This is a genomic window from Novosphingobium aromaticivorans DSM 12444, assembly GCF_000013325.1.
Taxonomy (GTDB): Bacteria; Pseudomonadota; Alphaproteobacteria; order Sphingomonadales; family Sphingomonadaceae; genus Novosphingobium; species Novosphingobium aromaticivorans.
On record NC_009426.1, the window covers coordinates 12,269 to 38,526 of the forward strand.

The window sequence follows — 26,258 nt, forward strand, 5'->3', positions numbered from 1 at the left end:
GCGCGCTGCTTGATATGGCCGACATTTCCGACGTTCAGATTTTGCGCGGGCCACAAGGAACCCTGTTTGGCAAGAACACGATTGGTGGCGCCATTGTTGTTAACTCGATGCAGCCACAGAAAGATTTCGACCTAAAGCTCGAAGCCGTTACCGGACGCTACAATCGCGCAGATTTCAAGGGCATGATCAACGTGCCGCTGAGTGACAATCTCGCGATGCGCGCGGTTGCATCCTACGAAACCCGCGACGGTTTTCAGAGACGCCTGTTCGATGGCGGTCGCCAAGGCAACAAGGATAGCTTTGGCGCCCGGCTGGCGTTCAAGTGGGAGCCGACCGACAAGCTGACGGTCAACCTCAGCGGCGATATCAATATCCGTCGTGAAGAGCAGACAGCAATCTCACTCATCGAACTGCGAGACCAGCCGGTTCCGTTGCGTTTTGTGGAGATTCCCAACAGCGCCCCCCCTGGGGGCACCAATCGTCTGATCGCCGCGCCGAGCTCGATGTATTTTTGGAACAAGATCTCCGCGGTCGGGGCCGCTACGGGCGCCTGCGGCGCGGCTTGGGGCGGGTTTGGGCCCACCGGTCCGATTCCTGGAACGCTGGCCCCGACCAGCAACCCTAATTGCGCCAGCACGCGCTGGATTACCGGGGATCCTGATACGACTTGGGCCGGCGGCAACAACCGCTCGGATTTCGATCTATGGGGAGTTAACCTGACGCTCGACTATGACTTCGGTGATATCAGCCTGAAGTCGATCAGTTCCTATCGTGATCAGAAATCGAGGTTCGAATATGATTTCGACGGCACTCCGCACAACATATTGCAGCTCACCAACAATATCGATCTGTGGCAGGCATCACAAGAGCTCCAGCTAACCGGTAGTGTTCTGGATGATCGACTGAAGTTTGTTCTGGGCGGATACTATCTAAAGGAAAAAGGCCAGGATAAGGAACCGTTGGAATTCGGGTTCGCCCAATTCTTCTCCGGTGGCAAAATCGACAACGATAGCTATGCGTCATACCTGCAGGCCACCTTCAAGGTAACCGACCGGTTCTCGATCACGCCGGGCATTCGTTACACCAACGAAACCAAGCGGTTCGATCCGTCGCTACAGGTCATTTACAATGATAGGTCGCGGTTCGATCCAGTGCTGGCCTCACTTTATCCCAATGGCGCTTTCATTGCCTTCAGCCAGTGCCTCGTCGGGCAGGCCGTGCCGGGCGTGATCCCACCAGGCGTCCCCGGCTTCGAAGCCTTCGCCGGTTTCCCGCTTCCAGGCGGATGCACGCCTTCGGCAACGAACCCGGGAGGCAACCACACGATGCCAGCTGTGCAAGTCCAGGCCAAGGCGAAGGAATGGACACCAGCGATTTCGGCGGACTACAAGATCACTGACGACACCTTGATCTATGCATCCTACTCGAAAGGCTTCAAGAACGGCGGGTTCAGCCAGCGCATCTTTCCCGCAGAGATTACGACACCGTCATTCACGCCGGAGTTCGTCGAATCCTACGAAATTGGCCTCAAAAACGAATTCTTCAACCGACGACTGCGCCTCAACATCGCGGCGTTCCTGTCCGACTACAGCGATATGCAGATCGTTGTTAATGAGGGAATCGCACCGAAGGTACGAAATGCGGGCACCGGCCGGATCAAGGGATTTGAGGTCGAGGGCGAAGCGGCTCCAATCGATCAGGTTCAGTTGACCTTTGGTGTAGGTTATCTGGATGCCTATTACACCAACATCGACTTATCAGCCGCCCCCGTCACCAAGGATTCGAAATTTGCTTTCGTACCCAAGTGGACAGCTTCGGCAGCTATCAATGCGGATGTCTATGAAGGGCAAGCCGGCAAACTGACGCTTCGTGGTGACTGGTCCTATCAAAGCGGCACCTTCAAGGATGCGGTAAATAGCCCGCAATTGTTTCAGCCAGCATATAGCGTGTTCGGTGCGAGCGCGTCATTCACTGACAAAAGCGAACACTTCACCGTGACTGGCGGCGTCACCAACTTGACCGATAAACGATACATCCAAGGCGGGTACGTCGATCTCGACATCGGCGGCGCCGCCACCGCAAGCTTCTCGCGTCCGCGCGAATGGTTCCTGAAGCTCGCCTACAAATACTAAGACCCTATACCCGAGGGCGGCGCACCGCCGCCGCCCTCACCCTTGCCTCGACGGTCAAGGCCAGAGCAAAATAACTCGGGAGAAATCCGATGGACGGCCTACGCTATTTTCTCATCCCAGTCATGACCTTGGCGGGCGTTATCGGATTCATGCTCGGCGGTAGCTACGTCTGGCTGGGCGCGGCGACCTTTCCGGTATTGATGACGCTGGATATCCTGCTGCCGGCGGACCACAAGATGCGCGCGCAGGGCACGGCACTGCTTGGCGATTTCGCCATGTACCTCCAGCTCCCGTGCATGATTCTGCTGGTCTGGGCCTTTGCCCGATCGGTTGCGACCGCGATCAACCCGATCACCGGCGCCGACAATTCAAGCTGGCAACTGGCCGGATCGCTGCTCAGCCTGGGCTGGCTCTCGGCGGTGCCGACCCTGCCGGTAGCGCACGAGCTGATGCACCGCCGCCACTGGTTTCCACGCTATGTCGCCAAGTGTCTGAGCGCTTTCTACGGCGACCCCAATCGCGATATCGCCCATATCGTCACCCACCACGTCCATCTCGATACGGCCAAGGATAGCGATACCCCTCGGCGCGGGCAGACCATCTACAGCTTCGTGTTCCAGGCGACTTGGGGTTCCTACAAGGATACTTGGGAAAAGTCGGCCGAAATCCTCCGCAAGCTGGGCCATGCTTCGCTGGGATGGCGCAATCCGGTGTGGCTAATGCCGCTCTTATCGGGCAGTATCATCGTCTTTGTGGGCTTGACGGCAGGCCTTGGCGCGACGCTGACCGCTGTCGCCGCGATGGTAATGGCCAAGATGTTCGTGGAGGGGTTCAACTACTTCCAGCACTATGGCCTGATCCGGGTCGAAGGGGCGCCGATCGAGCTCCATCACGCCTGGAACCACCTTGGCGCGATCGTCCGGCCGATCGGTGCGGAAATCACCAACCACATCAACCATCACCTTGACGGGCATATCCCCTTCTATGCGCTGAAGCCCGAACCGCAAGCGCCGCAGATGCCCTCACTGTTCCTGTGCTTCGCCGCCGGACTGATCCCGCCGGTCTGGTTCCGCTTCATCGCGCAACCGCGCCTCAAGGACTGGGACGAACGTTTCGCCACCCCCGGCGAACGCAAGCTGGCGGATCAGGCCAACGCACAGGCTGGTTGGCCGCGCTGGCTGGCCAGCACTTGAACGCCAGGCCAATCGTCCACCCTCATTCGGGCGACAATCCGCAACTGCGGATTCCGCCCGCCCATTTCGGACAAACCCGACAATGTTTTCTTTCCTGCGCAAATCCAAGATGAACACCGTAACCGTGGAAGGATCGCCGACCACGCTTGACATACCGGCGGGCAAGACACTTCTTGAAGCGATGCTGGACGCGGGTTTGGCCATGCCGCACGATTGCAAGGTTGGCTCGTGCGGTACCTGCAAGTTCAAGCTCGTGTCTGGCAAGATCGGCGAATTGAGCCCGTCGGCCCTTGCACTTGAGGGCGACGAACTGCGCAGCGGCTTTCGCCTCGCCTGCCAGGCCATTCCGCGCTCGGATCTGACAATCGCGGTTGATGCGCCACTCTCGCAAGGGATCGCCATTGCTACATATCGCGGCACCATCGTCGCTGCACAACGGCTGTGCGAGGATATAATCGGGCTGACCATCGAACTGGATCGGCCACTGGCCTTCACTCCCGGACAATACGCTGATCTGACCGCTCCCGGCATCGAAGGTGCACGCAGTTATTCATTCGCGTTCGCGACGGTTGGCGAACCCACCCAGCAACTGCATTTTCACATCCGGCACGTTCCGGGCGGCGCATTTACCGACTGGCTGTTCTGCACCGATCGCACCGGAATGGAGCTGAAGGTTACCGCCCCCTATGGGCAATTCGCCCTCAAGGACAGCACTGCCCCCATTCTTTGCATCGCAGGGGGTAGTGGTCTAGCGCCGATAATCTCGATTCTGGAGCAGGCGCTTGACCGGGGCGCAGACCGGGCGGTGCACCTGCTGTACGGTGCGCGCCGTCAGTCCAATCTCTATGCCCTCGACAAAATTGCGGCCCTTCGTCAACGCTGGATGGCCCCTTTCGAATTTGTCCCGGCCTTGTCGGATGAAGAGCCAGACAGCGACTGGGCAGGAGCGCGTGGGCTGATCACCGAGCAGATTGCGGGCGTTGCAGATCTCGCGGCGCACGAAGCCTATCTGTGTGGCCCACCGGCGATGATCGACTTTGCCGAAGCGCAATTGCTCGCCGCCGGCATCTCACGTTCGGTCATTTCGGCTGACCGCTTTCTCGATCGCAGCAATCGCACGTAAAAAAAGACGGGCGCTCGACGAAGCGAGCACCCGCCAAGGGTGGAGAGATTTAAGCCGCTTCAGCCTTCGGGACGCTTGCCAATGCCGATGCCACCATCGCTGAGCAAAACCGCTCCTGTCATGTAGGCCGAGTCCCGACGCGAGGCTAGCAAGGCATAGAGCCCTGTGTGATCATCCGGTTCAGCGATCCGCGCGAGCGGCGTCATCCCGGCAATCATCGCGTCGAGGCCTTCCATGTCCTCCATGTGGACATCGGCCGTTCCGCCCGCCTTGGTGCCGCCGAGGGGTGTCCGGGTGCCGCCCGGAGCCACGCCGTTGACCCTGACATCGGGGGTAAGTTCCCATGCCAGCTGGCGGATCAGACCAAGGACCGCGTGCTTCGATGCCACATAGGGCGTGCCACCGCCGCCGGTATAGAAGCTCGAGGTCGAGGCCGTGAAGATGATGCTGCCCTTGGTCTTCCTGAGTTCCGGGATTGCGGCGCGGGCACCGAAGAAGTAGCCCTTGACGTTGACCCCAAAAATCTCGTCCAACGTTTCGGAGAGCTTGTCCGGATCCATGTCCGCCAGCGGGGTCATGTAATCCCAGATGCCGACATTGCCGACAAACACGTCGAGCTTGCCGAAGGTAGCCACGGTCGCCGCAACCGCGTTCTGGTTGTCGGAATAGTTGCGGACATCGCCCTCAACCACGACTATTCCTTTGCCATGCCGCATGCGCACCATGTCAGCTTGGTCGGCGTCCCTGACCAGGACGCCTACCTTTGCACCTTCTTCGAGATAGCGGGCGACGACCGCCGCGCCGATCCCGGTGGCGCCGCCGGTCAGCAGCGCCACCTGTCCTTCGAGTCTTGCAGTCACATCGTTTCTCCCAATGATCGTTGCTTGCCGATCACTGATCGAACATTCCGGTGCGACCTTCCTGGAGGTTGACCACCACCGACTTGGTCTGGGTGTAGTGATTCAGCACTTCATGGCTGAATTCACGCCCGAAGCCGCTTTGCTTGTAACCGCCCAGCGGCATGTTGGCCTTCAGGTTGTAGTAGCGATTGATCCAGACCGTGCCAGTTTCGAGCTTGCGCGCAATCCGGTGGGCTCGGGCGATGTCCTTGGTCCAGACGCCGCCAGCGAGGCCGTAAGTTGTATTGTTGGCCTGCTTCATCATGTCGTCTTCGTCGCTCCAGGTGATGACGCTGGTAACCGGTCCGAAGATCTCTTCCTGCGCGATCCGCATGGAGTTGTTGACGTTGGTGAACACGGTCGGCTTGATAAAATTGCCATCGGCCAGATCTGCGGCATCCGAGCGGCTGCCGCCGGTCAGGACCTCGGCCCCTTCCTCGGTGGCCAGGCGCAGGTAGCTTTGCACCTTGTCAAACTGCATCTTCGATGCCTGGGCGCCAAGCTGGGTCGCCATGTCGAGCGGGTCGCCCTGGCGGATGCCTTCAAGCGCGGTCTTGAACTTGGCCAGGAACTCGTCCTGGATCGACTGGTGCAGGAACAGGCGCGAACCGGCCAGACAGACTTCGCCCTTGTTGAGCACGGTCGACATAGTCGCGCTTTCCACCGCCGCGTCGATGTCGGCATCGCCACACACGATGTGCGCCGACTTGCCGCCCAACTCGAGCGTCTGGGGGATGATGTTGGCCGAGGCATACTGGATGATCCGGCGCGCGGTGGCGATCGAACCGGTGAAGGCCACCTTGGCGACATCGGGGCTGGTGACCAGCGCCTCGCCCACGTCCGCGCCATAGCCGGTGACGACGTTGATCACACCCGGCGGCAACAGATCAGCCATTTCCACGAAGAATTCAATCACCGAAAGGCAGACCGTTTCGGCCGGCTTCAGAACGACAGTGTTGCCCGAGGCCAGCGCGGGCGCGATCTTGCACGCCATCATCAACATCGGCACGTTCCATGGGATAATCTGCGCGCAGACGCCGAGCGGTTCGCGGTGGACGATGCCGATCGCGTCGGGATAATCGAGCGTCTGGCCGTGCAGGCCATAGGCGGCACCGGCGAACAGCTCAAACTGCCCGATCGTCTGCGGCATATCGAAATACATCGATTCGCGCATCGGCTTGCCGTTGTTGAGCGTTTCGAGGGTGGCATAGTGCGAATGGCGTGCCTTCAGACGACGCGCAACCTCGATCAGGATTTCTTGGCGCTCGCCGGGCAGGCTCTGCGACCACTTGGGAAACGCCGCCTTGGCGGCGGCAATCGCGCGTTCGATATCCTTGGCGTTGCCGGCCTGAATCTTGGTCAGCACCTTGCCGGTCGAGGGATTGAGCAGATCGATGGTCTTGCCGCTGTCCCCGGCGATCCACTCGCCGCCGATATAGTGGCCGTACTCGGACTTGATCCCGTATTCGTTTTCTGCACTTCTCAACTGCGTAGCCATCACAATTCTCCCTTAGTTTTCATCCAATTTCGATGACCAGGTCATTCAAAGGATAGAGCCGACAGGCCAGGACGTATCCCTTTGCCTGATCGGCGACAGAAACCTTGGCCGTGCTCATTTTGCCGGTCCGGTATTCGCCCTCGACGACTCGAACCACGCAAAACCCGCAACCACCGCCGCGGCAGCCCACTCCGATATCGTTGCCACCACTCCGCTCCATCGCGATCAGCACGCGTTCACCCTCGGGGCACGCGAACTGCCCCCCTCCGACGATTCGGATCTGGTGGGTCTCAGTTCTCATTCGACCAATCTTCTTCGACCCGGGGTTGCGCGGCGGCGGCGGCGGCGGCCTTCGCAGCAAAACTTAGCCCCCCTACCGCGAAATGCGCCGGGGCCATCTCGCGAAGGATGACGCGAACCGACTCACGCGGGGCCCCGATCGCATCGATGGCAGCATCGGTCAGAGCCTTGATCAGCCGCTCTTTGGCTTCTGGCGGGCGCCCTTCGAACAGGTTGACCTCGATGATCGGCATATCAGGCCTCCACCTGGAACATGACCGCGCCAAGGTTCTGCACGGTCGTCCGCACGGTCTGGCCGGGAGCCAGGTTGGGCGCGGCGGTGATGCCGCCAGCCATGACGATGTCACCGGCGTTGATCTGTTCGCCCGCTTCGGCAACCAGCCGGGCCGCAGCAACCAGCGAACGGATGGGGTGGCCAAGGATCGCCGCGGTCGACCCGACCTGTACCACTTCGCCATCGATTTCGAGGATCACGCCCAGATTCGAAAAATCGATCCGGGGATCGTGCCAGGATCCGATCACCAGCCCCGACGAGGAAGTGTTGTCGGCGATCACGTCCTCGAGCGCGAACTTGAAGTTCTCGTAACGGCTGTCGATGATCTCCATCGCCGGGGCGATCGCTTCGACTGCTGCCAGCGCAGCGGCAGCAGTCACCTTACCGACCAGCGGGGCCTTCATCAGAAAGGCGACTTCCGGTTCGACCCGGGGGTGGACGTAGCGCGCGCGCGAAAGGGCGGATCCTTCCTCGACCAGCATCGCATCAGTCAGCCTGCCCCAAGCCACTTCGTCGACGCCGACCTGCAACATCTTGGCCCGGCTGGTCAGCCCCATCTTGACGCCGATGCGCCGTTCGCCGCGCGACAGGCGCCGATCGACCGAGAGCTTCTGCACCTGATAGGCCTCTTCCACCGTGAAAGCGGTGTCCACAGGGGTGATTTGCGGGGTAGCTGTTGCTTTACGCTGTGCAGAGTCGAGCATTTCCGCGTATTTCGCCAGCCTGTCCATCTCAGTTCGCCTTGGCTTTGATCAGATCAAGTGCAACGTCGATGATCATGTCTTCCTGGCCTCCGACCATCCGGCGGTTGCCCAATTCGACGAGGATCTCGCGGGTATCGATTCCGTACTGTTCCGCTGCCTTTTCCGCATGGCGCAGGAAGCTTGAATAGACGCCTGCATAGCCCAGGCTGAGCGTCTCGCGATCGACCCTCACCGGACGGTCCTGAAGCGGGCGTATGATGTCGTCCGCCGCGTCCATCAGCGCCATCACGTCGCAGCCGTGCTTCCAGCCCTTGCGGTTGGCGGCGGCGATGAACACCTCGAGCGGTGCGTTACCGGCTCCCGCACCCATCCCGGCAAGGCTCGCGTCGATCCGCACCGCGCCGGCTTGCGCGGCGACGATCGAATTGGCCACGCCCAGGGACAGATTGTGGTGCGCATGGATGCCGCGTTGGGTTTCAGGTTTGAGCACCCGGTCATAGGCTTGGAGACGTGCAATCACGCCATCCATGTCGAGCGCCCCGCCGCTGTCGGTGACATAGACGCAATGCGCGCCATAGCTTTCCATCAGCAGCGCCTGCTGGGCGAGCGCCTCGGGCTCGATCATGTGGCTCATCATCAGGAAGCCCGATACGTCCATGCCTAGATCGCGCGCGATGCCGATGTGCTGCTTGCCGACGTCGGCCTCGGTGCAGTGGGTCGCGACCCTGACCGAGCGCACTCCCATCGAATAGGCCCGCTTGAGTTCTTCGGCGGTGCCGATACCGGGCACCAGAAGCGTTGTCAGCACCGCGTTCTTGATTACGTCGGCGGCAGCCTCGATCCAGTCCCAGTCGGTATGGGCGCCAAATCCGTAATTGAAGGTCGAACCGTTCAGGCCATCGCCGTGCGAGACCTCGATCGCATCCACCCCTGCCTCGTCAAGCGCCTTAGCGATCGTGCGGACGCTGTCGGTGCCATACATATGCAGGATGGCGTGCATCCCGTCGCGCAAGGTCACGTCCTGGATGTAGAGCCGATCAGATGTTGGATCAAAGGTCATGCTGCGGTCTTTTCCATATGAGTCTTGGCCAGGCTCTCGCCTGCCGCCTTGGCGGCAGCGGTCATGATGTCGAGGTTGCCGGAATAGTTGGGCAGATAATCGCCCGCGCCCTCGACCTCGAGGAACACGCTGGTCTTGAGTCCTTCGAATTCACCGTAGCCGGGGATCTTGAGCGGCCGGTTCGAGCCAAAGCGTTCGAACTGTACTTCCTGCTTGAGCCGGTAGCCCGGCACGTACGACTGCACCCTTGCAATCATAGCCAGGACCGAATCGCGCACCTTGTCCTCATCGACCATTTCCGACAGCGTGAAGATCGTATCACGCATGATCATCGGCGGTTCGGCGGGATTAAGGATGATCACAGCCCGGCCCTTGGCCGCGCCGCCGACAGTTTCGATCGCCCGCGCCGTTGTGCGGGTGAACTCATCAATGTTGGCACGGGTGCCGGGACCGGCGGAGCGCGACGAAACCGACGCGACGATTTCGGCGTAGTGCACCTTGGCGACCTGCGAGACCGCCGCGACGATCGGGATCGTCGCCTGCCCGCCACAGGTCACCATGTTGATGTTGCGCACCGCGGCATCGACCGCCGGGTTGACCGGGGGAATGGTCGCCGGGCCGATCGCGGCCGGGGTAAGGTCGACCATCAGCTTGCCGTCACGGGCGAGGATTTCGTCGTGCGCCTTGTGCGCATAGGCCGAGGTCGCATCGAAGGCGATGCCGATATCGGCATATTGCGGCATCCGGCACAGGCCCTCGATTCCTTCGTGAGTCGTCGGGACGCCGCGTTCGCTGGCCATCGCCAGCCCCTCGGAGGCCGGATCGATCCCGACAACCGCCGCTAGCTCCAGTGTATCCGAACCCTTGAGCAGCTTGATCATCAGGTCGGTCCCGATATTGCCGGAGCCGATAATTGCGCACTTCATCTTGGCCATTTGACCAGCCTCCAATTTGAATTCAGTCAGCGGCGAACGCGGCGCGGACCGTTCCGAGTCCGTTGATCCGGGCTTCGACAACATCGCCGCGCGCAACCCCGGCCATCGGCCCGAGCGCGCCCGACAGGATTACATCGCCTTCGAGTAACGGACGCCCCGCTTTGGCCATCACCCGCGCCAGCCACAGCGAGGCGGTGATCGGGCTGCCCAGACAGGCGATCCCGGCACCGACCGAAATCGGCTCACCCTTGGCTTCCATGACCATGCCGCAGCTGCGCAGATCGAGCCCGTCGAGCTTGCGCGGCACCGCGCCGAGCACGAACAACCCGCTCGAGGCATTATCGGCGATCGTGTCCCAGATCTTGATGTCCCAGTTTGCGACGCGGCTGTCGACGATCTCGATTGCCGGAACGACATATTCGACCGCGCGAATCATTTCGGCGGTCGTCATGTCGGGGTGGGGCAAATCCCGCCCAACGACGATCGCAATCTCGGCCTCAACCTTGGGCTGGATCACCTGGTCGAGCGACACCGGGATGCCTTCCGGCACGTCCATGTCAGCGAACAGCATCCCATAGTCGGGCTGATCCACCCCAAGCTGGCGCTGGACCGCGATCGAGGTCAACCCGATCTTGCGGCCGACCAGGCGCCGTCCATTGGCGAGGTAGTGCTTGGTGTTGGCTTCCTGCACGGCATAGGCGGCTTCGACGCCACCAGCCGAAATCAGGTCGCGGATCGGGCTGACAGGCTTCCCCGTTTCGGCCGCGCCGCGCAGGGCCAAGGCCGCTTGTTCGATAGTCTTGGAGTCGATTGTCATCGTCTTACAGCTTCACGCAAATGTTGGTGATCTCGGTGTAGAATTCGAGGCTGTGCACCCCGCCTTCCCGGCCGATGCCGGAATGGCCGGACCCGCCGAAAGCCGTGCGCAGATCGCGCAGGAACCAGGAATTGACCCAGCACACCCCCACGTCCATCGCCGCCGCCACGCGGTGTCCGCGGGACATGTTTTCGGTCCAGATCGAGGCGCACAGGCCGTAAACCGTATCGTTTGCAAGTGCGATCACCTCGTCCTCGCTGTCGAACGGCACGATACCGCAGCACGGTCCGAAGATTTCCTCGCGCATCACGGTATCGCCGTGGGCGACGTCGATCCACAGCGTCGGTTCCACGAAGAAGCCACCGGCTTCCGCACCCGAGATTTCGGGAACGCCGCCGCCGGTGACCACGGTGGCCCCGTCCTCGACCGCACGGCGATAGTAACCCAGCACTTTCTCGCGGTGCTCGGCGCTGATCAGCGGGCCGAGATAGGCGCGATCACCGGTCACGCCCGGCTTGAAGCCCTGCGCCGCCGCCGCCATCCGCGCCACGAAGGCGTCGAAGATCGGTCGTTCGACATAGACCCGCTCGGTTCCGAGGCAGACCTGCCCGGTGTTCAGGAAGACCGAGCGCGACAGACCCTCGACCGCCTTGTCGAGGTCGGCATCGGCGAACACAATCGCCGGGTTCTTGCCACCGAGTTCGAACGAAATGTCGCGAACGCCGATCGCGGCCTTCTGCATGATCGCCTGTCCGGTGCCGGTCTCGCCGGTGAAGGTGATGGCATCGACATCGGGGTTGGACGTGAGGAATTCGCCGGCCGAACCCGGACCGAATCCGTGGACGACGTTGTAGACACCCTTGGGCATGCCCACCGCGTTCATTACTTCACCCAGCAGGGCAGCAGTCCGAGGCGTTTCCTCGGACGGCTTGACCACCACGGTATTGCCGCAGGCCAGCGCCGGGCCAACCTTCCAGGTCATCAGCAGCAGCGGGAAGTTCCATGGGCAGACCACCGCGACCACACCCTTGGGCTTGCGCACGGTATAGTTGAGCGCCTGGCCGCCATCGGGGGTCGATGTGTTGAAGCTTTCGCCCGGCATTGTCGAGACGACATCCGCGAACATGCGGAAGTTGGCGGCCCCGCGCGGAATGTCGATATGGGACGCGACATGGCGCGGCTTGCCGGTGTCGGCCACTTCGGCAGCCAGGAAATCATCCGCTCGGCGTTCGATCTCGGTCGCCACGGCGGCGATCAGCTTGACCCGCTCGGCCGTGGTCATCTTGCCCCATGGCCCGGTAAGCGCTGCCTTGGCCGCAGCCACGGCGTCTGCGACGTCGGCCTGGCTTGCTTCGTGCACAACCCCGATCGCGGTGCCGGTGGCCGGATTGACGTTGGGAAACGACTTACCCTCGCTACCTTTGCGATAGGAACCGTCAATGAAGTTCAGGATAGTTTCGGTGACCGGAGAGGAGGAAGTTGAGGTCATTGGTGCATAATACCTAAGTTGGCCGGAGGCCATGGTGCGTCAGAATTGCCTTGCGCCGATCGCAGCGAGACCGGCGTTGGCGTATTCGACGTCCATCGCTTCGCTCCCGCCGGAAACACCGATCGCACCGACGAATACACCGGCGATTTCGATCGGCAGGCCGCCGCCGAACATTGCTAATCCCGGCTGCGCGACGATTCCGTCGCGCAGGGCCGGATTGCCGGAAACCATCGCATAGAGATCCGGCGTCGGGACGCGGAAGCTGGCGGCGCTGTAAGCCTTATCTTGCGCGATCTTTGCGGATGGCGAAGGGGAGCCGCTGGCGCGGACGAACGCGACCAGATCTCCCCCGGCGCCGACCACCGCGGCAACGACCGGACAGCCCGCCGCCGCACCCGTGGCAACGGCGGCAGCCGCTGCCTTGAGCGCCAGTTCGTGGCCTACCGTCCGGACCGAAACCACCCCGTCCATGATCAGGTGTTCACCGTCATGAAGCGGTCGTTCAGCGCCTTTTCGTAGTAGAAGATCGCCTTGCCGGCGCTCTCTGCCTGCCACATGCGCTGCGGATTGTCGGGATAATAGATGTAACCGCCGCTGAAGGTTTCGTTGCGGTTACCCGAGGGATCGAAGAAGTAGATCGTCTGGCCGCGGGTGATCCCGTGACGCGTCGGCCCGATATCGAGCGAAATATCGTAGCGGCTGATGATGTCGGCTGCATGGCCGACGTCGTGCCAGGATTCGAGGTTGAAAGAGGTGTGGTGGATCTTGCCGTCTTCGGGATAACCGAGGAAGGCAACATCATGCGCCTTGTTGCTGCAGCTCAGGAAGATGCCGAGGCGCGTCCCACTGCCTTCATCGACCAGCTCCTCGGTAACCGAGAAATCCAGCGCATCGACGAAGATTTTTGCGGATGCGGAGATGTCCACGCCATTCAGTGCGCAGTGATCGAATCGGGTGGCACGCATGCCGCGCGGTTCGACCACCCAGACATCGGGGTTCTTGACCGCCGGGCCGGTGGCCGACAGTTCCATTTCGGCGTAGAGTTCGAACACGTGCTGGGTTGGCGTGTTGAAGCGGATCTTGCGACCCACACCGGGGTCCGATCCGGCCGGGATCACATCGACATGGACGCCGATATCGAGCAGGCGCTCCGCGAAATGGTCGAGGTCGGCATCCTTGACGACCTTAAAGCCCATCACGTCCATCCCGGCTTGGTCGGCCTCGCGCAGGATAATGCTGTGCCGATCGAATTCGTCAAACGCCTGGAAAAAGGCGCGGTCGCCGTCGCGATTGACGAAATTCAAACCAATCCGGTCGCGGTAATGGCCAATAGCCTCATCGAGGTCGAGAACCCTGAGCTGCACGTAGCCAGGACGAATTACACCAGTTAGAGCCATGTCGACACTCCTTTCCGTTCAGCCTTTGAGACCATTCCTAAAGAACTCGGCAACCATCCGGTTGAAACTTGCCATCCGCTCGATCTGCACCCAGTGTCCGCATTCGGCGAACAGATGCAGATCGGCCCGCTTCATCAGCGTGGCGAGGCGTACGGTAGAATCGAGCGGGATCACCTGATCGGCAATCCCGTGCAGGATCAGGGTTTCGTGCGCGATTGCGGCGATGTCCTCCTCACGGCTGGCGAGCATCGCCACGTTGGCCTGGCGGTCGGCGCCGCCGAACGTTGCATGATAGGGTTCATGTGCTTCGGGCCGGGCGCTGGCGACATAGCGCGACTGAATCAGATCCTCGGTCAGGCGGCTGTGATCCCAGGCAAGGTACTTGAGCGATTCGCGCATCGCCTCGACCGAGGGTTCATAGCCCCAGACCTTGTCGAGCGCAGGGGTAATCGGAAAGTTGAGCCCTGCAGGTCCCATCAGAACGGCGCGCTCCACCCGATCGGGGTGGGCGATCATGAACGCCAGCGTGATCCCGCCGCCGAAAGAATTGCCGACGATCGAAACCTTGTCGATGCCCAGACCGTCGAGAAAGCCGGCGAGCTGATCGACCCAGACCTGCTTGTCCTCGATCCGGCCCTTGCTGTCCGAATAGCCGAAGCCGAACATGTCGGGCGCGATGACCCGGAAATCCTCGGCGAGGATCGGCATATTCAGCCGCCAGTTGGCCCAGGCTGTCACACCGGGGCCCGATCCGTGGACCAGCAGCACCGGGTCGCCTTCGCCGACGTCGTGGTAATTGGTCGAGCTTCCGCCGACAACCAGCGACCTACCGATTTCCGGACGTGCCGTGTCCAAAGTCGAGCGTGCCATGGTAGCCCTCCGATCCTTTCCCGCCTCGATGATTTTGCATTCGGCTGGACCTGGACGCCGAATCGCCGTCTCTGTCGCCAGCAGCCTCATCCATTGCACTATTTGAAACGCATTTGCAAATGAAGAACGACGTGGGCGACGGCAATCGCCGGCGCCCCGCGCTCTTCGATCAGATGAGACCTTCGGCCTGCAAGGCCGCCCCAACCGCAGGCCGCTGAGCAATCCGACCGCAATAGGCGCCCAGCGCGGGATAGGCGCTCATGTCGATCCCGACATGGGCAGGCCAGCCCAGCATCACGAACAGATAGATGTCGGCCACGCTAAAATCGGCGCCCACATAGTGCTCTTTGCCGGCGAGATCCTTATCGACCGCGGTCAAGTGATTCTTGACTGCGGTCGTAGCGGCTGCCTTGGCTTCATCGCTGGTGCCGGGCGTAAACAGGGGCACGAAGGCCTTGTGAAACTCCGAACCCAGGAAGCTCAGCCGGCTGAGCAGGCGGTACCGGTCCATGGTGCCGTCGCGCGGCGCCAGGCCGGCTTCCGGCTTCTGGTCGGCGATGTAAAGCAGGATCGCGGGATTTTCGGTCAGGGTTTCGCCGCTGTCGAGGGTCAGCGCCGGAACCTTGCCCGACGGGTTGACCGTCAGGAAATCGTCTCCGGTCTCGACCTTGCGGGTCGCCAGATCGACCTTCACCGCATCGAAAGTGGCGCCGGTTTCGCGCAGGGCGATATGCGGAGCGAGCGAACAGGCACCAGGGCTAATGAACAGCTTCATGGATAGTCTCCTTCTGGGAAAACAGGAAATTGGGGATTGGCTCAGATCGGGGTCGCCAACAGCGTGGCGATGCGCAGCGTGTCATAGATGCAGGTCCGGCTTTTCAGTCGAACGGTTCCACCGCTAAGATCAAACCGATCGACATATTTGCCGGCATTGTAGATGCGCGTTTCACCATCGTTACGGGTCTGGAAGACGACATAGCTGGCTTCAGCAGAAACCTGGTCGCCTTCCACGCCGGTGATCACCGCACGCCCGATCAGGTGCCGGTTGAAATGTTCGGGGAAGACGTTTGCCTTGCGCAGCGCGACAACCCGATCCGCCAGCATCCCTTTGCTGTCGCAATACATCACAGCTGCGGGCAAGCCGTTATCGACATTCTCGCGCGCGATCACCTGGTACAGGCAATCGTCAACGAACAGCGTGGGCCATTGCTCGAGCCGGTCATCATCAAGGCAAAGCCCGTAAGCCGCGTTGAAATCGTCGATCGCACTTTGCGCGACTTGCGCTACTTCGGCTGCAACGCTCATGCCCGGCCCTCCGCTGCGAGATCGGCCAAGGCATTGCCCATCAGCCCGAGATAGCCCTTCCAGAACCCGCGCACGGAATTTTCATCCATACCCATCGGGGCGTATGACGGTCGGACATCGTCCCCGCCCATCTCGACGAAGCTGCGCTTGCCTTCGGCACCGATCGTGCCCTGCTGGCACAGTTCGACCGCTTCGCCGTCTTCCATCGAAATCAACCCAGACGGTCCAACCAGGTTGAGGTTGCGAAGGCGGTGGCGAGTCGTTTCATCGTCATCGTCGGCATAGCCGAAATAGGTCCAGACCAGCTCGGTCTTGTCGGTCCCGTGGGGCACGATCTGCCTGGTGGCGAGGGTGTTCTGGATCTGCTGGACAACGACAGACGGGAAGATCGACTGGATGTGCAGTCCGACATCATCAGCGATCTCCGGGCGGAATGCCAGCAGGCGCTCGTCCTGCAACTTGGCCTCACCCTGCATCTCGCGGTTGGCCTCGTCACCGAACGAGCCGTAGTCGACATCGCCCTTGGGCTTAGACACGGTAAAGACGGTGTGGTAGCCCTCGTCCGAAACCAGACCCGCGCTTTCCTGGCTCTGGCGGTAGATGCCGAAAGTCGGATAGAACAGGTGCAACAGACCGCCGTGGTAGCTGTCACGACTGTTTTCCGAATAGAGCTTCCAGTTGCCGGCCATGAACTGCCGCGCATAGCCCAGAACCTTGACCGGGCGCTGGAAGACGCGCTGAATGTATTTGCGCATCACTGGACCCAGAAAGTCGTCGAGCGGGGCGATGGTCGAGTTGAAGGTGCCGAACACGAGGCCGCCGAATGTCTCGACCCGCAACCGCTCCAGCGAATGCTCGGCCATATTGAATTCCTTCGAATAGCCGCCCACGCCTTTCAGCCCCCGCCGGAACGGCACGCCGACAAGCGCACCGGTCGCGTCGTAGGCCCACTGGTGATAGACGCAGACGAACGCCCCGTCGGCCTGGTTGCCACGCAGCGAGCGGCACACGGTTGCGCCCTTGTGGGCGCAGCGATTTACCCAGGCATGGATGGTGCCATCGGTTGCCCGCGTCACCACCACCGGAGTATTGCCGACATGGGTCGAACGGAAATCGCCGCTGTTGGCCAGCTCGGCTTCGAGGCCGAGGTAGCACCAGGTCTGTCCGCGAAAGATGTTTTCCTGTTCGGCAGTGAAGATCGCTTGGCTGTGATAGACTGCGTAATCGACCGCAGTCGGCTCCGACCCCGCGGCGACGGGCATGGTTTCGGCGTTCATGGTCTTCTCCCTAAGCTTGTTCGAAACCGCGGCCCGAAGCGAGTCGTCCGCAAGTGCGCATCGCGCTCAGCATCATCGCGGCATCGGCCTTGCCGGTACCGACGATGTCGTAGGCGGTGCCATGGGCCACCGACATGTGCAGGTACGGCGGCCCCATGATGATCACGCTGTTGCCCGAAAAGCCCCAGGTCTTGACCGCGATGTGGCCCTGATCGTGGAACATCGCCAGGACCATGTCGTAGCGACCCTCGATGCAGTGGCGGAAGACCGAGTCAGGCGCGATAGGCCCTTCGACATCGATGCCCCTTGCCCGCGCCGCTTCAATCCCAGGCGCAATTTCAAGGCGATCCTCGTCGCCCATGGCATGTGGGTTGAGACCGGCAACCGCGATCCGCGGTTGGGCGATGCCCCACGATTGCATGGCCTCGTGCAGTTGCCCCACCGCCGTGGCGACGAGATCGGCTGAAATAACGTCGATCACTTGCCGCAGCGACATGTGGTCGGTGAGATGCGCAACCCTGAGCGGCCCGGTCAGCAGCACCAGATAGCTTTCGCCCGGGGTCGGGCTGATGACCCTGTCGAGCTTCTTGGCCAGTTTAAGCGAACCAGTGCTGATCGGCCCCATGATCGTGGCGGCGAAAGAACCGTCGCGGGCCAACGCGTCGAGCTCATCCAGCCATTGCGCGGTGGCGTGCCCGGCGGCCTCGGTGTCCTCGCCCAGGGGCAGAACGCCATCGGGCAGCGCGCCGGTATCGATGACGTCGATGATCGCGGGATCGTCGCTGGGTTTTTCGAAGCCGCGCATCACCCGCAGCCGTGCCTTGGTGCCAGTGAAATCGAGCGCCCGCTCTACCGCCGCAGCAGACCCGACCAGCACGGGGATCGAATCCGTGTGTACGGCACCGTCGGCCAGCGCCCTGACAGCCACTTCGGGTCCGATCCCGGCGGGATCACCGATCATCGTCCCCACGACGGGGCGCACCCGCTCAGAGGCTGTAGACATCGGCTACTTCTTGGAACAGATCGGTGACGACAATCGTCTTCTTGCGGCGGATCACGAACGAATCATCCCGAGGTTCGAGATCATAGAAGGCCCACCCGCTGAGAGTGGCGACTTTGCCTTCCAGCACCGAAACCGTGGTCCAAGACGTCCGCGCATGCACCTGGCCATCGCTCTCCTCAGCAGACAGCAGGGAGAACTGGTGAACCGTGCGTGGCTGCGGCGTGCTCGCCGCCGAGCGCCGGGTCCTGATCCGGAACACCCGATCCTCAAGCCCGCCCCGGTTGGGATAGTAGATCAGCGAGACTTCGTTCTGCGGATCCGCAGTCGGCCGTTCGTGATCGTCCCAGGCTGGAACCCAGTATTCCGCCTCTTCGTGATAGAGCGCCAGCCAGGCATCCCAGTCCTTGTCGTCAAGCGCCATGGCTTCCTGACCGATGAAGCGGGAAACCGCCAGCCAGCGCGAATGGAATGCGGTCATCATGCCTTCTCCAGCGAACGCTCAAGGAAGGCGGCAAGCTCGCTGCACTCGCTGTCGATGGCCTTTTCCATGAGCGTGAGCCACTCGTCATGGATCGCCACATAGAGGCCTTCGTCGGCAACCGCCGGGCTGCTCAGCACCACATTGAAATCGAGCGGCTCGCCGAACTTGCCCGGGCCGGTGTCCCAGCGCGTCGAACCGCGCGACATCTCGTTGTAGCGGCCTTCGCCGGCGCCATAGCCGGTCTGGCAGTTGTTGAATTCGGTCAGGTCGTCCGGGGTCGCCATGCCGGTCGAATTGAAGAAATCCTCATACTGACGCAGCCGCAGGGCACGCGCCTCGGCGCTTTCGCCGACCGGGGCGATGCACACCGTGCTGACTTCGGTCTCATCCACCGCCAGCGGCTGGATGATGCGGATCTGAGTGCTGGTCTGGTCCATCAGGAAGACGTTGGGAAACAGCTGCAGGTTGCGGATGCGCTTGTTCATCCACTTGGCCTTTTCGGCGCCGTAGGACTCTTCGAGCCAGTCGATGATCTCGAAATTGGGGCGATCCATGAAGTTGGCATAGTCGGCCCACAACACCGTGTGTCCGTTGTGGAACGAGAACGACCCGCCATCGCGCGCGGTGAAGCCATTGAAGCTAATCGCCTTGGTTTCGTTCTTCGAAATGCCTTCGACGCGGCGCTGAACCGTCATGAAGTAGTTGGCGTGCGTGGTCATAACGTGATAGCCGTCGAGCCCGTTCTCGACCTGCATCTTCCAGTTGCCGTGATAGCGGTAGCGGTTGGTTCCGGGCAAAACTTCCATTGCGCCGGACTTCGACTGGTCCACCAGGATATCGATGAAATCCCGCGCGCCGGCGAGGTGATCGACCAGCGGGACGACATCGGCGGAGAGGCTGGCAAAAATGAAGCCGCGGTAGCTTTCCACCCGGGCGACCGGTTGAAGCCCGAAATCAGCGCGATTGAATGCCTCCGGATAGCCCCCGATGCTCTCATCGGTGACGTCCAGCAGGTCGCCCCCGGACGAGAACGTCCAACCATGGAACGGGCACATGTGGTTGCGCTTGTTGCCGGCCCGCTCGCGGCACAGGCGCGCGCCACGGTGCGAACAGGCATTCACGAAGGCGCCGACATCGCCGGACTTGTCGCGGGTCACAAGGATGGGGACGCGGCCGATTTTCGTGGTGATGAAATCGTTCGGCTTGGAAACCTGGCTCTCGTGCGCGAGGTAGACCCAGTTCCGCTCGAAGATGTACTTCATCTCGAGCTCAAACAGCGCAGCTTCGGTGAAAGCGGCGCGGTCCAGCTGGAAGATCCCGCGCTCGTGATCCTTCTTGAGCCAAGCGCGCATGCGCTCTTTCAAGCCCTGCAAGTCGGCAATCCTGCCGCCGATTTTCTCAGTGAGTTCCATCGATCCTCTCCCGTTCTGTGCGTCGGGCACCCAATACCTCCGCGAATCAACCGCAGATCGCACACGGCTATTACCTCATCCCATCATTTCGTGCAACGTATTGCACAATGAAAAACGTTCTGGTAGGTAATGAGTCAGAAATGGCTGAAACCGGCGGCTTGAATCGAAGCAAGGCGGCCAGCAAATCGCAAAATGACCCCGTTTTGGGGTGAATTGGGAGAGTTTGAACTATGTCGGTCGTCACCGAACTCGGCTATCTTGGTCTTTCCGTTTCCGATCTCGCTGCCTGGCGCGCTTACGCCGCCGAAGTCGCCGGCATGGAAGTCGTCGATGAAGGCGAAGGGGATCGGCTCTATCTGCGAATGGACCTTTGGCATCACCGCATCGTTCTGCACGCTGATGGCAGCGATGACCTGGCTTACATGGGCTGGCGCGTGGCCGGGCCGCAGGAATTCGCCGCGATGCAGGAAAAGCTGAGCGCGGCGGGAATCCCCTTCACCGTGGGCACCGAAGCCGAGGCGCGCGAACGCCGGGTTCTCGGGCTGCTCAAGCTGGCCGATCCGGGCGGCAACCCGACCGAGATCTTCTTCGGCCCCCAGGTCGATACGCACAAGCCGTTTCATCCTGGCCGTCCGATGTTCGGCAAGTTCCTGACCGGCTCGCAAGGGATCGGGCACTGCATCCTGCGCCAGGACGATGTCGAGGCGGCGGCCCGGTTCTATGAACTGCTCGGCCTGCGCGGGTCGGTTGAATACCATCTCCACCTGCCCAACGGCATGGTCGCCCAGCCCTATTTCATGCATTGCAACGAGCGCCAGCACTCGGTCGCCTTCGGCCTCGGACCGATGGAAAAGCGCATCAACCACCTGATGTTCGAATACACCGATCTCGACGATCTCGGCATGGCTCACGACATTGTGCGCGGGAAGAAGATCGATGTAGCGCTGCAGCTTGGCAAGCACGCCAACGATCAGGCCCTGACCTTCTATTGCGCCAATCCGTCGGGTTGGTTGTGGGAGTTCGGCTGGGGCGCCCGCCACTCGACCGGCCAGCAGGAATACTACACCCGCGACATCTTCGGCCATGGCAACGAGGCGGCTGGCTACGGGATGGACATTCCGCTGCTCTGACAATCGCCCATTTTGCTCGATTCTTGACAGGACAACAGGTCAACCATGTCAAACAAATTGCGACTCTGTGAAGCTGCCAGCGTGAAGGACGGCGAGCCGGTTGCGGCATTCGCAGAGGGAATGCCCGCCCTTGCCGTCTACAATGTCGATGGCGAGATTTTCGTTACCGACAATCTTTGCACCCACGGCAATGCCATGCTGACCGACGGATATCAGGATGGCGACATCATCGAGTGTCCGTTCCATGGCGGCTCGTTCGACATCAAGACCGGCGCAGCCAAGGCCTTTCCCTGCCAGGTGGCGATCGCGTCCTATCCGGTCGAAATCGAGGATGGCTGGGTCTGCATCACGAAGCCCGAAGGAGCAGCATGATGGGCCTTCCCACCCTTGAGCAGATGCAGTTTCAGCATGCCGCTGCGCAACTTAATGCGCTTCATGCGGAACTGATCGATGACGACCGGTTGGAAGAATGGCCTGACCTGTTTGAAGAAAAGTGCCAGTACAGTGTGATCTCAGCGGAGAACCACAATCGTTCACTGAACCTGGCTGCGGTGTTCTGCGACAGCCGCGGCATGCTGGTCGATCGCATCGTCTCTTTGCGCCGCGCCAATATTTTTCCCGCGCACAGCTACCGGCATATTCTCGGTCCGACCCGCGTGAAGTCGACCAGCGGGCAGATCGTCACCACACAGACCAACTATGTGGTCCTGATGACGCGCAACGACGGTCAGACGTCGATCTACAATTCCGGAAAATATGTCGATCAAATCGACGTTTCCGGGGCTGCCCCGCGCTTCCTTTCCAAGACCGCGATCTTCGACACCCACCTCATCGATACGATGATGGTCCGCCCGATCTAGCTGCAAAGTTGAAAGCACCCAATTATGTCCATTCCCCAGCAAACAGACGCCTTGGATCAAGCCCCGTCCACTGCAGGATGCCGGGTTCCGTACCGCGTTTTCACCGATCGCCAGTACTACGATCGCGAACAGGAGAACATTTTCAAGGGTAACTGCTGGTCCTTCGTCGGACTTGAGGCTGAAGTTCCGCAGGCGGGTGATTTCAAATCGACCTTCGTGGGCGAAACACCGGTGATCCTCACGCGCGACAGCGACGGCTCGTTGCATGTCGTGGTCAATCGCTGCGCCCATCGCGGCGCCCTGGTCTGCCGCGAAATGCGCGGCAACCGCGCAAGCCTGGAATGCGTCTACCACCAATGGGCCTACGATCTGAAGGGGAACCTGATCGGGGTACCCTTCCGCCGCGGCCTCAAGGGACAGGGCGGGATGCCGGGCGATTTCGACATGTCCCAGCACAATCTTCGCCAGCTGCGCACCGAATCCGTTGGCGGTCTGGTGTTTGCCTCATTCTCCGAAACTGTCGAATCCTGCCGCGATTTCCTCGGCCCGATCGTGGTCGAGCAGATCGAGCGGATCATGTGCAAGCCGATCACCGTGCTGGGCGACCAGCGCCAGCGGATCCGCGGGAACTGGAAGCTCTACGCCGAGAACACCCGCGATCCCTACCACGCGAGCCTGCTGCACCTGTTTCACAACACGTTCGGTCTCTATCGCTCGACCCAGACAGGTAAGGCATTGATGGATGCCAACAAACGCCACTCGCTGCTCTATTCGATCGCGGCCAGCAACGACGATGCCGCCGACAAGCAGGCCTATGGCGATTCCCGCACCTTCGACACCGAATTCAAGCTGCAGGACATGTCGCTGCTGAAAGGTCGGCAGGAATTCGCGGACAATGTTACGCTGGTGATCCTCGCGGTCTACCCCAACCTGGTCCTCCAGCAGATCCAGAACACTCTCGCGGTGCGCCAGACGGTGACCTACGGGCCGGATGAATTCGAGCTCGTCTGGACCCATTTCGGCTACCAGGACGACGATGCGGAAATGCAGGCCATCCGGCTCAAGCAAGCCAACCTGATCGGCCCCGCCGGGCTCATTTCGATGGAAGACGGCGAAGCGGTGGAAATCGTCCAGAACGCCATCGTCGGCGAGGCAAGCGCGACGTCCTACATCGCGATGGGTGGCGGCCGGGCCGAGGATGCCGACCATCTCGTCACCGAGGGCGCGATCATCGGCTTCTGGGACAATTATCGCGAAATGGTCGGCTTTGAGGTGGAGCCGACATGACCCGCACGATCGACTTCTACTTCGATTTCATCAGCCCGTTCAGCTACCTTGCGCAGCTCAAGCTGCCGGAGATCGCGCGGGCAGCGGGATGCACGGTCGATTACTGGCCGATCGACATTCCCGAAGCCAAAATTGCCGCCGGCAACTATGGCCCGTCCAATCGCGAGGTATTGCCCAAGATCAAGGTCATGAAGGCAGACCTTGAGCGCTGGGCCGAGCGCTATGGAGTGCCCCTCACCTTTCCAGCCAGCTTCGCTTGCGCAGACTGGAATTGCGCGGTGCTGTTCGCCCGCGAGCACGGTAAGGCCGAGGCATTTGTGACCGATGCCTACCGCCGGATCTGGGGCCAGGGGATCGATCCCGGCGACCGCAACGAACTGGCCGCATGCGCGATAGCAGCGGGGCTTGATCCCGCGGCGCTGATCGCTTTCGTCGAATCGCCCGCCGGCCAGAACGAATATCGCAAGGCCCGGAGCCAGGCGATCCAGCGCGGCGTGTACGGTGCGCCGCTGATGTTCGTCGACGACCAGATTTTCTGGGGAAATGACCGATTGGATTTTCTTGCCGAGTATTTGAACAATTCAAAATAAGCAATTCGGTTACATAGGGGAGGTTTGCATGAAAAAGTATGGCTGCTATTTCGTTGCCTTGATGGGAGCGACCGCGCTGACGCCGCAGATGGCCTTGGCACAAGACATCACAAGCGAATCGGACGAATCCCACGCTACCGACACGGGCCTAGGTGACATTATCGTCACGGCCACTCGGCGCGAGGCCAGGCTGCAAACCGTGCCGGTTGCAGTTACTGCGGTTACCGGCGACGCTCTGGCTTCCGCCGATGTTTCGACGGTCCGCTCCCTCACTCAGGTTGTGCCGGGCTTCATCGGCAGCCGTAATATGGGCGTCTTCCAGCCGGTGGTCCGCGGGGTCGGCTCAACCGGCATTTCGGTTGGTGATGAACCCAATATCGCAACCTACGTCGACGGCGTCTATCAACCGGAATCGGCCGCCAACTGGATCGACCTGGTCGAGGTCGAACGGGTCGAGGTGCTGCGTGGCCCGCAGGGAACGACCTTTGGCCGCAATGCCACCGGCGGACTGATCAACGTAATCACCCCCGATCCCAGCTTCGACTTCCGCGGCAAGGCTTCGCTGCGCGTGGGGCGGATGAGGCGCGATGCCGGCGATTACGATGCCCGGCTCTATTTCACCGGCCCAATGAGTGACAAGGTCGCGGCTGATTTTGCCGCGCTTTTCCGCAAGAACGATGGCTATATCGACGATCTGGTCCGCGGCGGCACACTTGGCAACCAGCGCGTCATCGACCTGCGTAGCAAGTTGCTGTTCAAGCCGACCGACAATTTCAAGGTGGTCCTGACCGGGGAATACTTCAATCAGGAAAGCACCACCAATTCGCCGCAACCGCTGGACGGCAACACCGCGGGCCGCAACTGGCCGGGCGTGATCGTACCGACCGATGCCTGGCAGGCGTCGTTGACCGAGGTTCCGCTGCTCAATCTCACAAGGTGGAGCTTTGCGCTGCACACCCGGCTCGATCTGGGCAGTGTGATGCTTGAGACCACCTCTGGTTTCCTCAACCTGCGCTGGCAGCAGACCACCGATGGCGATGCCTCGAACATCAAGCTTTCGAACTTCCCGGCAGTGTTTGAATCGGAGTCGGGCAGCCAGGAAATCAAGCTGAGTTCGGCCAACCCCGGTCGCTTCCAGTGGCTGGTCGGCGGCTATTTCTACCAGTTCGGCGGCGGCGCGCCGGTGCTTCAGCCTTGGTCCACGACCAACCCGGCCTCGCCCCTGGCGGGTCCGTCGCTCACGCCGAAGCTTGATGGGCGCTCATTCGCGGGCTTTGCCGAAGGCACCTATGAGGTTCAGCCGAAGCTGTTCCTCACTCTTGGCGGGCGTTACACTACCGAGACGCGCTGGTTTAGCCAAAGTAACAATGGCGTATTGCTGGTCGATGACGTTTCAAAAACGTTCAACAAGTTCAACTACAAAGTCGGTGTCCGTTATGAGGTGACCGACAAGACCAACGTCTACGCCACCTACAGCACCGCGTTCAAAAGCGGGGTGTACAACATGGCGGCAACCGGCGGCACCCCGGTCAACCCGGAAAACATCAAGGCGGCTGAATTCGGGATCAAGTCCGATCCGCTGGACTGGCTGCGCACCAACCTTGCCGTCTATTATTACGACTACAAGGATCTGCAGCTTCAGTCGAAGGCCCCGACCGGCCCCGGATACATCCTGCAAAACGCCGCCAATGCCGAAATCTATGGCGGCGAGTTCGAGACCACCATCAGCCCGGTCCGCGACCTGAGGCTGCGCGCGGCGGTTGCCTATACCCATGCCCGCTACAAGGATTTCCCCAACGCCCAGGGATTTACGCCGATCGTCAGCGGCAATGGCGACTTTGCCGGCAACGTGGCGGCGCCGTTCGATGCATCCGGCAAGGTCATGACCCGGGCGCCGGAATGGTCGGGTAATATCGGGTTTGATTGGGGCCATGACGTCGGCAATGGCCGCGTCACCCTGGCAGGCAATCTCCTGTGGAGTTCCCGGGTCTATTACGACTTTGCCAACAGGTTCTCGCAGCGGCCCTACACCCTGTCCAACCTTTCGATCAATTGGCAGCCCGAAAGCGAAGCCTTCAAGGTTGGGCTGTGGGTGACCAACTTGACCAACGAAAAGGTCTTTCAGACCATACGTCCCGGAACGTTGGGCACCGACGGGTTCTACGAACAACCGCGCAAGATCGGGATGACGATCGAGACCAAATTCTGAGAACCTGATCCGA

Annotated in this window: 27 protein-coding genes; 9 read left to right on the forward strand and 18 right to left on the reverse strand. The window is 61.1% G+C overall.

The window, feature by feature from the left end; translation table 11 throughout:
• Positions 1–14: 14 nt before the first annotated feature.
• The 3 genes from SARO_RS17025 to SARO_RS17035 all read left to right on the forward strand — a co-directional run bounded on the left by SARO_RS17025 (position 15) and on the right by SARO_RS17035 (position 4,448).
• Positions 15–2,132, forward strand: coding sequence for a TonB-dependent receptor (locus tag SARO_RS17025; protein WP_010891007.1), 2,118 nt, complete (start codon positions 15–17; stop codon positions 2,130–2,132).
• Positions 2,133–2,221: 89 nt separating this feature from the next.
• Positions 2,222–3,325 carry an alkane 1-monooxygenase gene (locus tag SARO_RS17030; protein ID WP_010891008.1) on the forward strand — a complete coding sequence of 368 codons (1,104 nt, stop codon included), beginning with the start codon at positions 2,222–2,224 and terminating at the stop codon, positions 3,323–3,325.
• A gap of 82 nt (positions 3,326–3,407) precedes the next feature.
• A complete protein-coding gene (locus SARO_RS17035; RefSeq protein ID WP_010891009.1) occupies positions 3,408–4,448 on the forward strand; it encodes a 2Fe-2S iron-sulfur cluster-binding protein in 1,041 nt (346 codons plus the stop codon).
• 59 nt (positions 4,449–4,507) lie between these two features.
• On the opposite strand, the gene hcaB is transcribed toward SARO_RS17035, so the two are convergent.
• From hcaB to SARO_RS17125, 18 genes are all read right to left on the reverse strand, one after another.
• Positions 4,508–5,308, reverse strand: coding sequence for a 3-(cis-5,6-dihydroxycyclohexa-1,3-dien-1-yl)propanoate dehydrogenase (hcaB, locus tag SARO_RS17040; protein WP_010891010.1), 801 nt, complete (start codon positions 5,306–5,308; stop codon positions 4,508–4,510).
• A 31-nt stretch (positions 5,309–5,339) separates the two neighbouring features.
• Positions 5,340–6,845: an aldehyde dehydrogenase family protein gene (locus SARO_RS17045; RefSeq protein ID WP_010891011.1), complete on the reverse strand. Its 1,506-nt coding sequence runs from the start codon at positions 6,843–6,845 to the stop codon at positions 5,340–5,342.
• A gap of 19 nt (positions 6,846–6,864) precedes the next feature.
• Positions 6,865–7,146, reverse strand: coding sequence for a 2Fe-2S iron-sulfur cluster binding domain-containing protein (locus tag SARO_RS17050; protein ID WP_010891012.1), 282 nt, complete (start codon positions 7,144–7,146; stop codon positions 6,865–6,867).
• Complete coding sequence (locus SARO_RS17055) at positions 7,136–7,378, reverse strand: 2-hydroxymuconate tautomerase (RefSeq protein WP_010891013.1); 243 nt, start codon at positions 7,376–7,378, stop codon at positions 7,136–7,138. The genes SARO_RS17050 and SARO_RS17055 overlap by 11 nt, the downstream gene beginning before the upstream one ends.
• Position 7,379: 1 nt before the next feature.
• The gene (locus tag SARO_RS17060) at positions 7,380–8,150 is read right to left on the reverse strand and encodes a 2-keto-4-pentenoate hydratase (protein ID WP_010891014.1); all 771 of its coding nucleotides are present in this window, start codon (positions 8,148–8,150) and stop codon (positions 7,380–7,382) included.
• 1 nt (position 8,151) lies between these two features.
• Entirely contained in the window at positions 8,152–9,183 is a 1,032-nt protein-coding gene (gene dmpG, locus SARO_RS17065; protein ID WP_010891015.1) for a 4-hydroxy-2-oxovalerate aldolase, read from the reverse strand.
• Complete coding sequence (locus SARO_RS17070; RefSeq protein WP_010891016.1) at positions 9,180–10,118, reverse strand: acetaldehyde dehydrogenase (acetylating); 939 nt, start codon at positions 10,116–10,118, stop codon at positions 9,180–9,182. Before SARO_RS17070 ends, dmpG begins: the two co-directional genes overlap by 4 nt.
• A gap of 22 nt (positions 10,119–10,140) precedes the next feature.
• Complete coding sequence (locus SARO_RS17075; protein WP_010891017.1) at positions 10,141–10,935, reverse strand: fumarylacetoacetate hydrolase family protein; 795 nt, start codon at positions 10,933–10,935, stop codon at positions 10,141–10,143.
• 4 nt (positions 10,936–10,939) lie between these two features.
• Positions 10,940–12,424 (reverse strand): 2-hydroxymuconic semialdehyde dehydrogenase, encoded by a 1,485-nt coding sequence (locus tag SARO_RS17080; protein WP_011906647.1) that lies wholly within the window; start codon positions 12,422–12,424, stop codon positions 10,940–10,942.
• 39 nt (positions 12,425–12,463) lie between these two features.
• Positions 12,464–12,895 carry a GlcG/HbpS family heme-binding protein gene (locus SARO_RS17085; protein WP_010891019.1) on the reverse strand — a complete coding sequence of 144 codons (432 nt, stop codon included), beginning with the start codon at positions 12,893–12,895 and terminating at the stop codon, positions 12,464–12,466.
• 2 nt (positions 12,896–12,897) lie between these two features.
• On the reverse strand, positions 12,898–13,821 hold the full coding sequence (locus SARO_RS17090; protein WP_010891020.1) for a catechol 2,3-dioxygenase: 924 nt from the start codon (positions 13,819–13,821) through the stop codon (positions 12,898–12,900).
• An 18-nt stretch (positions 13,822–13,839) separates the two neighbouring features.
• On the reverse strand, positions 13,840–14,691 hold the full coding sequence (locus tag SARO_RS17095) for an alpha/beta fold hydrolase (protein WP_010891021.1): 852 nt from the start codon (positions 14,689–14,691) through the stop codon (positions 13,840–13,842).
• 169 nt (positions 14,692–14,860) lie between these two features.
• On the reverse strand, positions 14,861–15,466 hold the full coding sequence (gstA, locus tag SARO_RS17100; RefSeq protein ID WP_010891022.1) for a glutathione transferase GstA: 606 nt from the start codon (positions 15,464–15,466) through the stop codon (positions 14,861–14,863).
• 41 nt (positions 15,467–15,507) lie between these two features.
• Positions 15,508–15,996 (reverse strand): aromatic-ring-hydroxylating dioxygenase subunit beta, encoded by a 489-nt coding sequence (locus SARO_RS17105; protein ID WP_010891023.1) that lies wholly within the window; start codon positions 15,994–15,996, stop codon positions 15,508–15,510.
• A complete protein-coding gene (locus SARO_RS17110) occupies positions 15,993–17,273 on the reverse strand; it encodes an aromatic ring-hydroxylating dioxygenase subunit alpha (RefSeq protein WP_010891024.1) in 1,281 nt (426 codons plus the stop codon). The genes SARO_RS17105 and SARO_RS17110 overlap by 4 nt, the downstream gene beginning before the upstream one ends.
• 10 nt (positions 17,274–17,283) lie before the next feature.
• Positions 17,284–18,276 (reverse strand): PdxA family dehydrogenase, encoded by a 993-nt coding sequence (locus tag SARO_RS17115; RefSeq protein ID WP_010891025.1) that lies wholly within the window; start codon positions 18,274–18,276, stop codon positions 17,284–17,286.
• Complete coding sequence (locus SARO_RS17120) at positions 18,260–18,754, reverse strand: aromatic-ring-hydroxylating dioxygenase subunit beta (protein ID WP_010891026.1); 495 nt, start codon at positions 18,752–18,754, stop codon at positions 18,260–18,262. Before SARO_RS17120 ends, SARO_RS17115 begins: the two co-directional genes overlap by 17 nt.
• Positions 18,754–20,169, reverse strand: a complete 1,416-nt coding sequence (locus tag SARO_RS17125) for a Rieske 2Fe-2S domain-containing protein (RefSeq protein ID WP_010891027.1) — start codon at positions 20,167–20,169, stop codon at positions 18,754–18,756. The genes SARO_RS17120 and SARO_RS17125 overlap by 1 nt, the downstream gene beginning before the upstream one ends.
• Before the next feature lie 230 nt (positions 20,170–20,399).
• Between SARO_RS17125 and bphC the strand changes: the two genes are divergently transcribed.
• The 6 genes from bphC to SARO_RS17155 all read left to right on the forward strand — a co-directional run bounded on the left by bphC (position 20,400) and on the right by SARO_RS17155 (position 26,245).
• Positions 20,400–21,299, forward strand: a complete 900-nt coding sequence (bphC, locus tag SARO_RS17130) for a biphenyl-2,3-diol 1,2-dioxygenase (protein ID WP_010891028.1) — start codon at positions 20,400–20,402, stop codon at positions 21,297–21,299.
• Positions 21,300–21,344: 45 nt separating this feature from the next.
• Positions 21,345–21,671: a non-heme iron oxygenase ferredoxin subunit gene (locus tag SARO_RS17135; RefSeq protein ID WP_010891029.1), complete on the forward strand. Its 327-nt coding sequence runs from the start codon at positions 21,345–21,347 to the stop codon at positions 21,669–21,671.
• On the forward strand, positions 21,671–22,159 hold the full coding sequence (locus SARO_RS17140; protein WP_010891030.1) for an aromatic-ring-hydroxylating dioxygenase subunit beta: 489 nt from the start codon (positions 21,671–21,673) through the stop codon (positions 22,157–22,159). The genes SARO_RS17135 and SARO_RS17140 overlap by 1 nt, the downstream gene beginning before the upstream one ends.
• A 24-nt stretch (positions 22,160–22,183) precedes the next feature.
• Positions 22,184–23,446, forward strand: coding sequence for an aromatic ring-hydroxylating dioxygenase subunit alpha (locus SARO_RS17145; protein WP_010891031.1), 1,263 nt, complete (start codon positions 22,184–22,186; stop codon positions 23,444–23,446).
• The gene (locus tag SARO_RS17150; RefSeq protein WP_010891032.1) at positions 23,443–24,036 is read left to right on the forward strand and encodes a 2-hydroxychromene-2-carboxylate isomerase; all 594 of its coding nucleotides are present in this window, start codon (positions 23,443–23,445) and stop codon (positions 24,034–24,036) included. Before SARO_RS17145 ends, SARO_RS17150 begins: the two co-directional genes overlap by 4 nt.
• 61 nt (positions 24,037–24,097) lie before the next feature.
• Positions 24,098–26,245 (forward strand): TonB-dependent receptor, encoded by a 2,148-nt coding sequence (locus SARO_RS17155; RefSeq protein WP_234007475.1) that lies wholly within the window; start codon positions 24,098–24,100, stop codon positions 26,243–26,245.
• Positions 26,246–26,258 lie beyond the last annotated feature (13 nt).